Below are 14,437 nucleotides of genomic sequence, written 5' to 3'. Positions count from 1 at the left end.
GGTCAGCGGCTCCTTCTTGCATCGTTGGCACGCGGATCAAGCAGCGGATAGAGAACGTCGACGAGAAGGTTCGATATCATCACCAGGAAAGATCCGATGAGCGTGATCGCCAGAATGACGGGGTAGTCCGAATTGGTCAGCGCCTGCACGGTCAGGCGACCGAGGCCGGGCAGACCGAAGACCAGCTCTACGAAGATTGCGCCGTTGACGATCGTGATCATGATCAGGCCGAGTTGTGTCACGACGGGCGTCAGCACCGGACGCAGGATATGGCGCAGCGCCACGACGATTTCGGGCACGCCCTTAGCGCGGGCGGTGCGGACGAAATCCTCAGACAGCACCTCGATGACGGCGGCGCGCGTCTGGCGCACGATCAGCGCGATCGGCTGGAAGGAAAGCACGACGAGCGGCAGCAGGATGCGCATGTCGAAGATGCCGCCCCATCCATAGGGCACGCTGGCGCCCGGCAGGAGAACGATGAGACCGACCATGAGCAGCGGACCGGCAACGTAGGCCGGGATCGCCCACAAGAACAGAGCCGAGCCGAGGATTGCATAGTCGAGCCGGCTGTTCTGGTTCATCGCAGCGATCATGCCAAGCGGAATGGCAACGATCGTCGTCAGGATGATGGAACAGAGTGCCAGCTTGAAGGAGACAGGGGCCGCAGCCGAAACCATGGCCCAGACTGAGCGGCCCGAGATTAATGAATTGCCGAACTGGCCATGCAACAGGTTCCAGACGTAGAGGCCGAACTGCTCGATGAAGGGCCTGTTCAGACCAGCACTTTCGCGGATGGCTTCGATGCGCTGCGGATTATAGGCGACATCGCCGGGCGCGCGCAGAAAGATCAACTTAATCGGATCGCCGGCGCCGTAGAAGGCCAGCGCGTAGACGGCCAGCATCACGATCAGAACGGACGGAATCCAGATGGCAAACCGGGTCAGCACGTAGCGTAACAAGGTTACCTCCCACCGGTTGGCAGACACGTTCCGCATCAACGCGGACATGCGATGTCTTCTTGAAACTTGCGCGAAGGCCTTGCGGTCTTCGCGCGGTTGCTAGTATGCCCGAGGGCTATCTATTTCAGAATTCGTGCCGGCTTAGCCGATCGAAATATCCCAGGGCGCCACGACCTGCCAGTCGAGGTTCTTGTCCATGCCCTTGACCTCCTTGGTGGCCCAGCGCGACATCGCCTGAGAGTACCACGGAATGAAGGCCCAATCCTCGCGGAATGCCTTCTGGGCATCCTGTGCGAGCTTGATGCGCTGCGGATCGTCAACGGCCTTCGTCGCAGCTTCGGCGAGCGCCGCATCAACCTTGTCGTTCTTGTATCCGCCAAGCTTGTTTTGTGCGTTCGACGAGGTCGAGGCGATGCAGCCGGCAAGGTAGGAAACGGCATCGGGAACGCGGGTGCCGACGTCATCACGGAAGATCTGGACCGCATTCTGGTCCGGACCGGCATAGGAGTCCTGCTGCGGCTTCATGTCGACGGCCGTTATGCCGAGGTTCTGGCGCCACTGCTCGGCAATGAACTGAGCTGCTGCCTGGATTGCCGGTGCGGAAATGCCGACGAAGAGAATCTTCGGCAGGCGCTCGGGACCACCGTAGGTCGATTCCGCAAGCAGCTTCTTGGCGGCTGCGGGATCGTAAGGATAGGGCTCGAAGCCGGAATTGTCGGCGCCGGGCACGGAATTCAGGATCTGATCGGCCTTCTTGTGTGGGCCATCCGGATAGGAAGCCTTGAAGAGACCGTCGCGATCGATCGCCATGATCAGAGCCTGACGAACCTTCGGATCATCCATCGGCGCGCGACTGATGTTGAACCAGAAGTGCTGGCTGGTCGGGATCAGCGGACCGGCGGAAAACTCAGGGCCGAGGTCCTGGATGATCGTCGAGGTGACCAATTCGGTGTGGGCATTGAATTCGCCCGACTTGATCAGCGACGTCGCGGTGACGTTGTCTTCGATCGAGGTGATTTCAATGCGCGAGAGTTTCGGCTTTGGGCCAAAGAAATTCTCGTTCGGCTCGAACACCAGCTTGCCGGCGTCGATGTCGATGCTGGTGAGCTTGAACGGGCCGGAATAAACGGCGCTATTGTCGGGCTTATACCAGTCGGCCACTTCCTCGCCGTCGCTGCCGCGCGACTGAGCGGCCTTGGCGATCGGAACGATGTGGTTGGCCAGGCGCATGAAAAAGATCGGGTCGGCTTCCGTCAGGGTGACGATAACCGTGCCTTCATCAGGGGTGGCGACGCCCGTCAATTCGTTGCCGGAACCGGCGCCGATTTCCTTATAGCCCTGAACCTTGCTCAGCACCTGGTCTGCACGCTGACTCTTGGTATTGGGCATGGAGGCGACTTCCCAGGATCCCTTGACGTCGGCCGAGGTGATCTTGCTGCCGTCGGAGAAGACAGCCTTGGGGTCGATCTTGAAGGTCCAGACCTTGTTATCGGGGGATTCCCAGCTGGTGAAGACGTAAGGCTTGATCTTGCCTTCGCTGTCGAAATACATCGGCGAGGCCCACCAGATCGAGTTCCAGCGGAACGGAACGCCGCCGCCGCGCAGTGGCGACCAATCTTGGTTGAAGGCCGGATTAGCAACCTTTAGAACCTGGCCATCATCGGCAAGTACGATGCGTGCATTCATGCCGAAGACTGTGAGGCCGACGCCGGCGGCGAGGCCAAGCTTCAGCGCTTCGCGACGCGACATCTGCGCTTTCTGCGCAATATTCCCTTCATTCCGATCAGTCATCGTGTCCTCCCATGACAAAATCAGTGACGGCACCACTTTCACTCTGTTTCCCGAAAGTGCGTCACGACATGGCGCAGACACTTGCGCGATAATGTAAATATGTCAACAAAAATTAATCATGATCGCCCGCTTTCGAAATATCTAAATATTTTCGTGAATGTTTTCAGTATATTAAAAATTCACCGGCGAAGCTTTCGGTATTGTCATATTGACAACAAAGCTTCGAGGGATGAAGAAAGTGCCATCTTGCGGGTCGGGTTTCCCGCCGCCGCCCTATTTCGTGGCGTTCATCCGAGGAGGACGATATGAGCAATCACAAGATTACAGGCGTGTTCAGCGCGGCCGCGACGCCGCTCACTGCGGATGGCAGCCCGGACCTTGGTCTCTTCACCGAGCACTGCCAGCGATTGCTGCAGGAGGGGTGCCACGGCGTCGCCCTGCTTGGCACGACGGGTGAGGCAAATTCCTTCTCATCCAGCGAGCGCCGGGGAATTCTGGAGGCGGCGCTCAAGGCGGGTGTGCCGGCCGACATGTTACTCCCAGGGACAGGTGTCGTCGCCATTCCGGAAACCGTCGAACTGACCAAGCACGCCCTTTCACTCGGTGTGACGAAGGTCGTGATGCTGCCACCCTTCTACTATAAGGGCGTATCCGACGATGGACTGTTTGCTGCCTACTCGCAGGTTCTGGAAAAGATCGCCGACGCCAGGCTGCAGGTCATTCTCTATCATATCCCGCAGGTCTCGGGTGTTCCGCTTTCTATTCCGTTGATCGGTAGGTTGATAGAAGCCTTCCCCGACACGGTGGTCGGAATTAAGGAATCTGCCGGAGATTTCAACAACATGCAGGCAATCATCGCGGCCTATCCGGGCTTCTCCGTCCTGGCCGGCGCCGATCCGCTGCTGTTACCGCTATTGAAGGCTGGAGGTGCGGGCTGCATCACGGCAACCTCCAATCTCGTCGCGGATTCGCTGCGCACCGTCTACGACAAGGTGCATGACGAGGCGCAAGCAGGCGAGGTCGAAGTAGCCCAAGCCCGCATCAATGCCTACAGAACACTCTCCAACTCCTATGTGCAGATCCCGACGATCAAGGCCATGGTGAGCCTCAAGACCGGCAATGCTGCGTGGCGGCGCACGCGCGCGCCACTTATGCCGATCGGCGACGCCGATTGTGCCGCGCTTTCCGAAGCCTACGCCAAGCTGCCGTAAGGAGCGCGATCATGAGCTTTACAGGTTTGCCACCCGAGGCCGTGCCGGCACTGATGACCGGAGAGATCGTTGCGAATTCGAGCGAGAAGGGACGCGCCGATGCATATCTTCCCTCTCCCTGCATTCAGAACCACGCCGCCAATCTCGCCTTTTTACCTGATGGGACGCTGACCTGCGTCTGGTTCGGCGGCACGATGGAGGGCATGGGCGACATCTCGATTTACATGTCGCGCCTCGCACCGGGAGCAACGCATTGGTCGCAACCGGAAAAGATGTCGGACGATTCGGCGAAATCCGAGCAAAACCCATTGATTTTCAATGCACCAGACGGAAACGTCTGGCTGCTTTATACCTCGCAAACATCGGGCAACCAGGATGGCTCTGTTGTCAAATGTCGGATCTCTGAGGATGGCGGCAAAACCTTCGGAGTGGTGCGTGTTCTCTGCGACATCCCGGGCACCTTCGTCCGCCAACCGGTCATCGTCAACAAAACCGGCTCCTGGCTTCTGCCGGTCTTTCGCTGCATCGGATTGCCGGGCGAACGCTGGACGGGCGACGTGGATACGGCAGGCGTGCTGATCTCGCGCGACCAGGGCAAGAGCTGGGCCATGGCCGAGGTCCCGGATAGCATTGGGGCGGTCCATATGAACATCGTGCCGATAGACGATGACAACCTTGTGGCCTTCTATCGCAATCGCTTCGCCGAATCGGTTTTGTATAGCCGCTCGAGTGACGGTGGTGAGCATTGGAGCGCGCCTCGGCCGATCGGTCTGCCGAACAACAACTCGTCGATTCAGGCGACAAAGCTAGAAAACGGCATGATCGCAATGGTTTACAACCATTCCAATGCCTTGACGTCGGATGCCCGGCGTCAATCGCTGTACGACGAGATCGAAGGCGATGAGGAGACCAAGGTCGCGCCAGCACCGACGGTCGAGCGCCGCAAGGCTGTCTGGGGCGTGCCTCGTGCACCACTCAGCCTCGCTTTCTCCCGCGACGGCGGCGCCAGCTTCCCCCGCCGCATCGACCTCGACACCGGAGATGGATATTGCCTCAGCAATAACTCGAAGGACTCCGTCAACCGCGAGTTTTCCTACCCTTCGATCGTCGAGGGGGCCGATGGCGCCGTGCACGTCGCCTATACCTATTACCGCCGAGCCATAAAATATGTCCGGCTTTCGGCTGACGCGATTGCGTGACGCCTTCACAGGTTGTCAGTTGTGAGCATTCATCGATCCGACGCGGCTTCGCAGAAGAGGCAGCCGCGTCGAATCGCGCTTCTGTTTTGACAACTTCATATCACTTGCCTAGCGATTCAGTGCCTGTCCGGACTCAACACCGCTAGATGGGGGTGTTTGCCATTTTATCATTTGTATCAGTGTAATAACCGGAATTTCGATTTTGCTTTGCGCACGCAACGACAAGGCGAATCGCAATTTCTTCCAGCTCCCGTGATCTCCTCGCTTGCCAAATGCGATGGCATTGTATAACAAATTTACATCTTTGTGACGCGGGGCGTCGCGGCATTTGCAGGGAGGAGTGATCCAGTGGTCAGCTTGGATTCGCCGATAACAATCGTCCGGCCGCATTTGATCGAGTTCGGCGTCGGCACGGCGGAGCGGCTCGGCAAGTGGGCAAGCGAGAAAGGCTATATCAGGGTTCTCGTCATTTCTGACGCCTTCAATGCGACGCGTGTCGATGCGCTGGCGCTCAAGGGTGAAGTCACGGTGTTTGCTGATGTGACACCCGAGCCGGATATCACCAATCTCGACAAAGTGCTGGCGGTGGCGAATGCGGCAGATGCTCAGCTCGTCGTCGGTTTCGGCGGCGGCAGCGCCATGGATCTTGCCAAGCTTGCCGCCGTGCTCGCCAGCTCGCCGCAGACGCTGCATGAGGTTGTCGGGCCGAACAAGGTCAGAGGGCCGCGACGCGTTGCGCTGGCGCAGGTGCCGACGACGTCGGGCACCGGCAGCGAGGCGGGCATCCGAGCCCTCGTCACTGATCCGAAGACAATGGCCAAGCTTGCTGTCGAGAGCATGCATATGTTGGCCGATATCGCTGTCGTCGACCCGGCGTTGACTTTCAGCGTGCCCGCACGCACGACCGCGGCGACGGGTGTCGATGCCATGGCGCATTGTGTTGAAGCCTTCACCAATCGCAAGGCGCATCCGATGATCGACCTCTACGCGATCGAGGGTACACGGTTGGTCGGAAAATATTTGGCCCGCGCCGTCAAGGACGGATCCGACGCAGAGGCGCGTGCAGGCCTGTCGCTAGCCTCGCTCTATGGCGGCTTCTGTCTTGGCCCGGTCAATACGGCCGGCGGTCACGCGCTCGCCTACCCGCTCGGTACGCGCTGGCATGTGGCGCATGGTGCGGCAAACGCCCTGATCTTTCCGCATGTTCTAGCGTTCAACACCCCGGCGGTTTCCGAGAAAACGCGTGCCATTATGGAGGCGCTTGGCCAAAAGACCTCCGACAGTGTCGAGTCCGTCTTTGACGCCGCTTTTTCCTTCTGCGCCGAACTCGGGATTGAAATGAAGCTCTCAGGCCTCGGCGTACCGGCAAGCGATCTGGACGCGATGGCCGACGATGCCTTTGCCATCCGTCGCCTGCTCGACAACAATCCGCGTGATCTTTCGCGCGCAGATATCCGCTCGATCTACGAAGCCGCCTTTTGAGGCTGGCTTCCATTCAAAGAGGACCGTGAGTGATGGACAGGAATGCGAAAGTCGCCGTAACGCTCGGCGATCCGGCCGGCATCGGCCCCGAGGTGATCGTCAAGGCGCTTGCCACGATGCCGGAGCAAGAGCGGCGGGATTTCGTCATCGTCGGCAACACGCAAGCACTCGAGCGTGCCAACCGTAGCGCAGCGGCAGGTCTTTCCTTTGCGCCGGCAGATGCATCGGGTGCGGGCAAGATTGCCGTCGAGGAGGTGGAGCTTGGCGCGCCGCTGCCTGAGATCGGCAAGGTCAGCCCGGTCGCGGGCGATGCTTCCGTGCGATACATCAGCCGCGCCGTCGATCTTGCGATGTCTGGCAATGCTGATGTCATCGTCACCGCGCCGATCAACAAGGAAGCGATGAACCTTGCCGGTCATCACTATGACGGTCACACCGGCCTTCTGGCGCACCTTACCGGTTCGAAAAGCTCGTTCATGCTGCTCGCTTCGGAGCGGCTGAACACCATCCACGTCTCTACACACATTTCGCTCAAGGGGGCGATCGAGCGCGCCAAGACCGAGCGCGTGCTGGCAACGATCGAGGCGGGTCACAATCATTTCATGCGTCTTGGCAAGAAGGCGCGTATCGCGGTTGCCGGTCTCAACCCGCACTGCGGCGAGAACGGTCTGTTCGGCACCGAGGATATCGAATTCCTGGCGCCCGCCGTCGAGCTGGCGCAGGCAAAGGGCATCGATGTCGTGGGGCCAATCTCGGCCGACACCGTGTTTGCCCGAGCCTACAATGGGGCCTTCGATCTGGTGATCGCGCAGTATCACGACCAGGGCCACATCCCGATCAAGCTCATCGCCTTCGATACGGCCGTCAACGTCTCGCTCGGCTTGCCGATCGACCGTGTGTCTGTCGACCACGGCACGGCTTTCGACATCGCCGGCACGGGCAAGGCCAACCATGTGAACATGCTCTCGGCCATTGCCTATGCGCGGCTGATGGCGCGCTCCCCACGCCGACAGGCGGCGTAACGCCCGGAAAGCGCTCTGGATCGTCGACGGCGCAGTGTTGCGCCGCCTGCCGCTTTGCTCTTTGGAGGAGATGAGCGATGGAAAAGACTGTTGTCGTTCTCGGCGGCGAACTGGCGCCGGAAGGTCGTGCGCTTCTGGAAGATGCCGGGGCAAATGTCATTGCCACGCCGCCCTATATCGACCGGCAAGCCGTCATCGCAATAATGAGGGCCCACAAGCCGGATGCAGTCATCGTGCGCCTGCTCGCCGATCTTCTCGGGCCGGAGGAAATGCAGGTGGGCGGCAGGCTCCGGCATATCGCCAAGCACGGTGTCGGAACAAACGACATCGACGTGGACGCGGCTACAGCGCTCGGCATTCCGGTTTCTATGACGACAGGCAGCAATGGGCACTCGGTCGCCGAGCACGCGCTCGCGCTGATCATGGCGCTGGTCAAGGATCTGCCGCGTCAGGACGCGTTGATCCGCGACGGCATCTGGGACAAGAACCAGTACAAAGGGCGCGAGTTGCGCGGCCGGCGGCTCGGTCTTGTCGGTTTCGGTTTTATCGGCCAGACGGTTGCCAGGATAGCTGGCGTCATCGGCATGATCGTCTCGGCCTTCGATCCGCATACGCTGGACGGCGCCTTTCAAGATGGCGTCAGCCGCGAAACCGATCTGGATACGCTTCTTGCAAACTCAGACATCGTCAGCCTGCACTGCCCGTTGACGTCGGAGACGCAGAACCTGATCAACGCCCGCCGCATCGGGCTGATGAAGCAGGGCGCGTTCCTGATCAACACGGCGCGTGGCGAAGTCGTCGACGAGAAGGCGTTGATCGCGGCTCTTGAACATGGGCATCTCGCCGGTGCCGGGTTGGACAGTTTCGCCCTCGAACCGCCCGGCATCGACAATCCGCTATTTCAGCTGTCGAACACGCTGGTGACCCCGCATGTTGCAGGCGTCACGCTCGATGCGAAATACGCCGTTTCGATCATGTCGGCCGAGAACGTGCTTGCGGCGCTCGATGGCAGGACGCTTGACCCCCGCTTTCTGGCGCGCTGACCGGTTTGGTGGCGAGACATCATGGAGATGAACATGGGCGAGACACCCGATACCCGCTACGCACCGGATACGTTGCGCCAATTCGCGCAGGCGCTGTTTGCCACTGCCGGGCTCGAGGAGGAAAAGGCGGCCGCCGTTGCCCACTATCTCGTCGAAGCCGATCTGATGGGGCATACGACGCATGGCCTGGCATTGGCCGGCTGGTACCTGCAAAGCATTGCCGATGGCGTGATGAAGCGTGAGGGCGCGCCGGGTATCCTGTCCGATCGCGGCCCAGCCGTCGCCTGGTGTGGGCGACGCCTTCCCGGTGCATGGCTGACATCCGAGGCGGTCAAGCTCGCCTGCGAGCGCGCCGTCACCTATGGCACAGCGACGATCGCAATTGCCGACAGCCATCATATCGGTTGCCTTGCCGCCTATCTCACCATTGCAACCGATCGCGGCTATATGGTCAGCATTGCAAGCTCCAGCCCATCCGGTGCACAGGTCGCGCCCTTCGGGGGAAGAAAAGGCGTCTATACGCCCAACCCGGTCGCCCATGGCATTCCGACGCCCGGCGATCCGATCCTGATCGACATCAGCGCGTCGATCACGACGGTCAACATGGCGCAGCGGTTGGTCCGCGAAGGCCGACAGTATGAGCACGAGTGGCTGATGGATGAAAACGGCGAGGCGAGTCGCGATCCGCGGGTGATCGAACGCGGCGGCACGCTACTGCCGGTCGGAGGGCTTGATCATGGCCAGAAGGGCTATGGCATGGCACTTCATGTCGAAGCCTTCACGCAGGGTCTTGCTGGACTTGGCCGTGTGGATGACCTCAAGGGTACGAACGCGGCCGTCACGGTTCAGGTTTTCGATCCGGACGCCTTTGGTGGCCGAGATGCCTTTCTGCGGCAGACCGGCTGGCTCGCCGATGCCTGCCACAGCAATCCGCCGCGGCCCGGAGTTACGCGAGTTCGGCTGCCGGGAGAGAACGGCCTGGCGCTAAAGCGTGGCGCCCTTGTAGATGGAGTGGTGCTGCACCCTAACATCATGGCGTCTCTGGCGCCCCATGCCGAGCGACTCGGGGTTGCCATGCCCTAGCTCCGGGATGGTTCCTCCTATCCTGAACAAAAGCACGTGGAGAGCTCGATCGAACCGTTTCGATGGGCGCCGCCAGGCGGTAAGTGTTTACACAATGTAAACACTTAGAGGGATGAGATGAGAAGCTTTGCAGTAAGCCTGACCGCAGCTCATTTGGAGCAAATGCTGACGCCCTACATCGCCGAGCGGCAAGTGGAAGCTGAACGCGACAATGCGGAGCGTGGGGATGGGCGCGGCAATGCTCCCACCAAGGAAGCCGCGGAGAACGCCTGGACGTCGTCTCGCAATTATTCCCGCTAACCATATTCCGAGAACCGACACTTGGCGCCGCCGATCGTCGGTTTTTTGTTGTCCGGCGATCTCATCGAGCCGCAGTGAGCCGTTTGCTTCATGCACCATGATTTAGGATGCATCGACCTGGAGCAGAGAACCTTGCAAACAATCGACAACCCGTTCGGCACGAGGTTGTTACCCATGTGTTAGGTACGTTTTGTTACCTATGTCTCTGGCCTGGACAAGAAAAACTGGAGCGGGCGAAGGGATTTGAACCCTCGACCCCAACCTTGGCAAGGTTGTGCTCTACCCCTGAGCTACACCCGCTCAATCCGCATCGGTCCGGGGTAGTTGTGAGGACCGTGGGCGCCACCTTGCGGCGACGGGCGCTATATCGCCCAAACGATTTTCAAATGCAACAGGGAAATGACGGAAATTCGAAGAAAAATTCTCGAACCTCGGTTGAAGTCATCGGAAGCGCCGCAAATGCAGGGTAAAGCGTCAACTCCGGGCGTTGCAAAAGACGGTGGCGGGACGTAATCAGGCACCCTATCGCTCCTCCCGACCGCATGGATTTTACGATGACCGACGCGACGCCGAAGACCAGAGATGACCTTTTTGCCTTTCTCGATGGTCTGGATATCAAGCACAGCACCAAAAGCCATGCACCCGTTTTCACGGTTGCCGAATCGGTCGCGCTGCGTGACGAGATTCCTGGCGGCCATACGAAAAATCTCTTCGTCAAAGACAAGAAGGATCAGTTCTTCCTGCTGACGGTGGAGGAGAACGCGGCGGTGGATCTGAAAACGGTGCACACGCTGATCGGCGCCGCCAGCAAGGTCTCGTTCGGAAAGCCGGAAAAGCTGATGGAGTATCTCGGTGTCGTCCCCGGGGCTGTCACGGCTTTTGGGGCCATCAATGATACGGGTGGAAACGTAACGTTCGTTCTTGATGCCGATCTGATGGAAGACGCGATCATCAATTGCCATCCGCTGTCCAATGATGCCACGACATCGATCGCAAGCAGCGATCTTATTCGCTTTATAGAAGCGACGGGGCATAAGCCGCTTGTCTTGAAAGTGACGTCCTGACATACGATTTTAGCGCTAGAAAAGCCGGCTGACCGGCACGGCGGGAGATATCCATGAGCGGCAACGACAATCCTTACAGCAATTCCATTGGCCAGATGACGGCAACTGCAAATTATGGAGCGGCCCCAGCCCCCGGTGCGGGCGGTTACATCAAGGATACGACGACCGCGAATTTTACAAAGGATGTCATCGAGGAATCGCGCAACCAGCCGGTTCTCGTCGATTTCTGGGCACCCTGGTGTGGGCCCTGCAAGCAACTGACCCCAGTGCTCGAAAAGGTCGTCAATGAAGCGCAAGGGCGCGTCAAGCTGGTCAAGATGAACATCGACGACCACCCCTCGATCGCCGGGCAGCTCGGCATCCAGTCGATTCCGGCCGTGATCGCCTTCGTCGGCGGTCGCCCTGCCGATGGCTTCATGGGCGCTGTGCCGGAGAGCCAGATCAATCAGTTCATCGATCGTATCGCCGGTCCTGCCGGCGCCGACCAGGCGGCCGAAATCGAAGGTGTCCTCAAGGAGGCTGACGAGCTGTTGGCATCCGGCGACATCAACGGCGCCGCCCAGCTTTACGGCGCCGTCATGCAGGCCGATCCCGAGAATGCCAAGGCGTTGGCGGGAATGGTGGAATGCATGATTGCCGCAAACCAGCATGAGCGTGCGCGTGAGGCGCTGACAGAATTGCCGGAGGAAATGGCGAAGGACCCGGCAATCCAGGCCGTGTCGAAGAAGCTCGATCAGATTGAGGAAGCGCGCAAGCTCGGTGATCCCGTTGCTTTGGAGCAGGATTTGGCGCGAAATCCGGACGATCACGAAGCCCGGCTGAAACTTGCCAAGATCCGCAACGTCGAGGGTCGGCGCGAAGAATCGGCAGAGCATCTGCTTTACATCATGCGCAAGGACCGGGCTTTCGACGACGATGGCGCACGCCGTCAGCTCTTGCAGTTCTTTGATGTCTGGGGCTTCAAGGATCCTGTTACGGTCTCGGCGCGGCGCAAGCTCTCCGCCATGCTGTTTTCATAATTCGGACTTCAAGTTTCGACCCGCCGCCCTTGTGTTTTTGGAGGCGGGCCCCACATTTCCGTTTGTGCGGGCGCATCGTGTCGCGCCCGCTGGCAATGCAGGACCAGTCTCTATGCAAGTGGGGAATGCACGATATTTGAAGCCCGGTGATCTGCCTGATACGATCGCGGTCTTTCCGCTTGGCGGCGCTCTGCTGCTGCCGACAGGGCAGTTGCCCCTCAATATTTTCGAGCCGCGCTATCTTGCCATGTTCGATGCCGCTTTGTCAGGCAATCGACTGATCGGGATGGTCCAGCCCGCACTGGGCGACCAGGAAGGGCCGGGGGAGGCTCATCTGGCCCCGGTTGGCTGCCTTGGGCGCATTACCTCGTTCGCCGAAACGGGTGATGGTCGCTACATCGTTTCCCTCACCGGCATCTGCCGTTTCCGCCTGCTTGAGGAAAAGGAAACGCATCATCCTTTCCGAACCTTCCGCATCGCGCCCTTCATCGCCGATCTTTCCGCACGCGACGAGGAGGATGCGGTTGATCGGGCCGCGCTTCTAGCCGCCTTCAAAGCTTATCTTGACGCAAACAAGCTCGAGGCCGATTGGGAAAGCGTCGAGCGCGCCAGTAACCTGACGCTCGTCAATTCGCTGGCGATGATGTCGCCGTTCGGACCGGCTGAGAAACAGGCACTCCTGGAGGCTCCCGATCTGAAAACGCGGGCGGAAACGCTGATCGCGATCACAGAGATCGTGCTGGCGCGTGTCTTCGGTGACTCGGACACGGTTCTGCAGTAGAATCATCTTATGGATGAAAAGCTAAGCCGTGTTGACCCGAAGCTTCTGGAATTGCTGGTATGCCCCCTGACCAAAGGGCGGCTCACCTATGACAGGGAGCATAATGAACTCGTCTCGGAGAAGGCGCGCCTCGCCTATCCGATCCGTGATGGCATTCCGATCATGCTCGTCTCAGAGGCGCGCGGGCTGGACGACTGACTAAATTGTCTGCCCTGCCAGCAGGCGGGGATTGTCCCTGGCGGTGGTGCCGGCAGCCTGTCCGATGAAGAACGATTTGAGGCCGGGGAGGCGATCCACGATACCCAGACCGATATCGCGAGCGATGCGCAGCGGCGCCATGTCGTTCGAAAAGAGCCGGTTCAGCACGTCCGTAGTGACGCCCATGCGGAAGGTGTCGAAGCGGCGCCATGCCTGATAGCGCTCGAGAATGTTGATCGAGCCGATATCAAGGCCAAGCCGGTCGGCTTCGACGACGGTTTCGGCGAGCGCGGCGACATCCTTGAAGCCGAGGTTCAGGCCCTGACCCGAAATCGGGTGAATGCCGTGCGCAGCGTCGCCGGCGAGCGCCACGCGCGGCGCCACGAAAGCCCGCGCAAGCGTCAGCCCAAGCGGGAAGGCACGCTTCTCGCCGACAACCCTCAAGGTACCGAGCTTGTGACCGAAGCGGCGCTCCAACTCTTCCTCAAAGATGAGTTCGTCGGATGTGACGAGACGGTTGGCTTCAGGTGTCGGCTCCGTCCAGACGAGCGAGGAGCGGTTCCCTTTCAGCGGCAGGATGGCAAAAGGTCCAGACGGAAGGAAATGCTCTTCCGCACATCCATGATGCGGACGCTCATGCTCGACCGTCGTGACGATCCCCGACTGGCCGTAGTCCCAAGAGACTGTCTTGATGCCTGCCAGATCCCGCAGGTGTGAGCGGATGCCGTCGCAGGCGACGACGAGCCGGGCTTCCTGCACACTGCCATCCGAGGCCGTAACCGTTGCATGCGTATCGGCAATGGAAAGCCCGGTCGCGCCAAAGCCATGATGAATTTCGATGCCAAGCCGTTCGCATGCTCCTCGAAGTGCTCGAACAAGTGCGACATTCGAAATCATGTGCGCGAAAGGCCGTCCATCCTCCACTTCGCCATCAAAGGTCAGGAAGACCGGGCGTACGGGATCGGCTGTCTTCGAATCGGTAACGATCATCTTGGTGATCGGCTGCGCGTCGGCCTCTATCTCGTCCCAGATGCCGAAAACCTCAAGCATTCTGGCCGCGGCGGCGATAATGGCCGAGGCGCGCATGTCCTTCTGCCAGACGCCCGCCGGCGCTGCTTCAACGACGGCGACGTCGAGATGAGGCGCCGCCTGCTTGACCGCTACAGCCGCGGAAAGCCCGACATAACCCGCGCCTACAACCAGCATGTCCCGCATGGAGTTTCGCTCCGTTTCTTGTGAATATCGTATTGATCTATATAGATCATCGCTGCCGCACTTCCTACCG

At 59.8% G+C, this 14,437-nt stretch carries 14 protein-coding genes and 1 tRNA gene; 11 read left to right on the top strand and 4 right to left on the bottom strand.

The genetic code is table 11. From position 1 onward, the window contains the following. Positions 1-2: 2 nt before the first annotated feature. A complete protein-coding gene (locus FHX09_RS10710) occupies positions 3-959 on the bottom strand; it encodes an ABC transporter permease (RefSeq protein WP_184449974.1) in 957 nt (318 codons plus the stop codon). Positions 960-1,100: 141 nt separating this feature from the next. Then, complete coding sequence (locus tag FHX09_RS10705) at positions 1,101-2,750, bottom strand: ABC transporter substrate-binding protein (RefSeq protein WP_132588626.1); 1,650 nt, start codon at positions 2,748-2,750, stop codon at positions 1,101-1,103. Positions 2,751-3,055: 305 nt separating this feature from the next. Between FHX09_RS10705 and FHX09_RS10700 the strand changes: the two genes are divergently transcribed. The 7 genes from FHX09_RS10700 to FHX09_RS10670 all read left to right on the top strand — a co-directional run bounded on the left by FHX09_RS10700 (position 3,056) and on the right by FHX09_RS10670 (position 10,090). Next, positions 3,056-3,961 (top strand): dihydrodipicolinate synthase family protein, encoded by a 906-nt coding sequence (locus tag FHX09_RS10700; protein WP_132588625.1) that lies wholly within the window; start codon positions 3,056-3,058, stop codon positions 3,959-3,961. An 11-nt stretch (positions 3,962-3,972) separates the two neighbouring features. Then, complete coding sequence (locus FHX09_RS10695; protein ID WP_184449910.1) at positions 3,973-5,160, top strand: exo-alpha-sialidase; 1,188 nt, start codon at positions 3,973-3,975, stop codon at positions 5,158-5,160. Between the two features lie 348 nt (positions 5,161-5,508). Continuing rightward, complete coding sequence (locus FHX09_RS10690) at positions 5,509-6,642, top strand: iron-containing alcohol dehydrogenase (protein ID WP_132588623.1); 1,134 nt, start codon at positions 5,509-5,511, stop codon at positions 6,640-6,642. A 32-nt stretch (positions 6,643-6,674) separates the two neighbouring features. Beyond that, positions 6,675-7,664, top strand: a complete 990-nt coding sequence (gene pdxA, locus FHX09_RS10685) for a 4-hydroxythreonine-4-phosphate dehydrogenase PdxA (protein ID WP_184449908.1) — start codon at positions 6,675-6,677, stop codon at positions 7,662-7,664. 77 nt (positions 7,665-7,741) lie between these two features. Next, the gene (locus FHX09_RS10680; RefSeq protein ID WP_184449906.1) at positions 7,742-8,707 is read left to right on the top strand and encodes a hydroxyacid dehydrogenase; all 966 of its coding nucleotides are present in this window, start codon (positions 7,742-7,744) and stop codon (positions 8,705-8,707) included. A gap of 33 nt (positions 8,708-8,740) precedes the next feature. Beyond that, on the top strand, positions 8,741-9,790 hold the full coding sequence (locus FHX09_RS10675) for an Ldh family oxidoreductase (protein ID WP_132588620.1): 1,050 nt from the start codon (positions 8,741-8,743) through the stop codon (positions 9,788-9,790). A gap of 117 nt (positions 9,791-9,907) precedes the next feature. Further along, on the top strand, positions 9,908-10,090 hold the full coding sequence (locus tag FHX09_RS10670; protein ID WP_007794501.1) for a hypothetical protein: 183 nt from the start codon (positions 9,908-9,910) through the stop codon (positions 10,088-10,090). 225 nt (positions 10,091-10,315) lie between these two features. Here the strand turns inward: FHX09_RS10670 and FHX09_RS10665 are convergent. Next, positions 10,316-10,390, bottom strand: a tRNA-Gly gene (locus tag FHX09_RS10665). A 254-nt stretch (positions 10,391-10,644) separates the two neighbouring features. On the opposite strand from FHX09_RS10665, the gene FHX09_RS10660 reads away from it, so the two are divergent. The 4 genes from FHX09_RS10660 to FHX09_RS10645 all read left to right on the top strand — a co-directional run bounded on the left by FHX09_RS10660 (position 10,645) and on the right by FHX09_RS10645 (position 13,152). Then, positions 10,645-11,154 (top strand): prolyl-tRNA synthetase associated domain-containing protein, encoded by a 510-nt coding sequence (locus FHX09_RS10660; protein WP_132588619.1) that lies wholly within the window; start codon positions 10,645-10,647, stop codon positions 11,152-11,154. Positions 11,155-11,207: 53 nt separating this feature from the next. Next, positions 11,208-12,173 carry a thioredoxin gene (gene trxA, locus FHX09_RS10655; protein WP_132588618.1) on the top strand — a complete coding sequence of 322 codons (966 nt, stop codon included), beginning with the start codon at positions 11,208-11,210 and terminating at the stop codon, positions 12,171-12,173. Between the two features lie 112 nt (positions 12,174-12,285). Beyond that, complete coding sequence (locus tag FHX09_RS10650; RefSeq protein ID WP_007794432.1) at positions 12,286-12,954, top strand: LON peptidase substrate-binding domain-containing protein; 669 nt, start codon at positions 12,286-12,288, stop codon at positions 12,952-12,954. 9 nt (positions 12,955-12,963) lie between these two features. After that, positions 12,964-13,152 (top strand): Trm112 family protein, encoded by a 189-nt coding sequence (locus tag FHX09_RS10645; RefSeq protein WP_007794429.1) that lies wholly within the window; start codon positions 12,964-12,966, stop codon positions 13,150-13,152. Here the strand turns inward: FHX09_RS10645 and FHX09_RS10640 are convergent, their stop codons facing one another. Continuing rightward, entirely contained in the window at positions 13,153-14,400 is a 1,248-nt protein-coding gene (locus FHX09_RS10640; RefSeq protein ID WP_348649164.1) for a ubiquinone biosynthesis hydroxylase, read from the bottom strand. Positions 14,401-14,437: the final 37 nt, after the last annotated feature.

The sequence above is a fragment of the Rhizobium sp. BK538 genome (assembly GCF_014197575.1).
Classification (GTDB): Bacteria; Pseudomonadota; Alphaproteobacteria; order Rhizobiales; family Rhizobiaceae; genus Rhizobium.
Note: the sequence above shows the minus strand (reverse complement) of the source record. Positions and strands in the feature narration are given on the sequence as shown.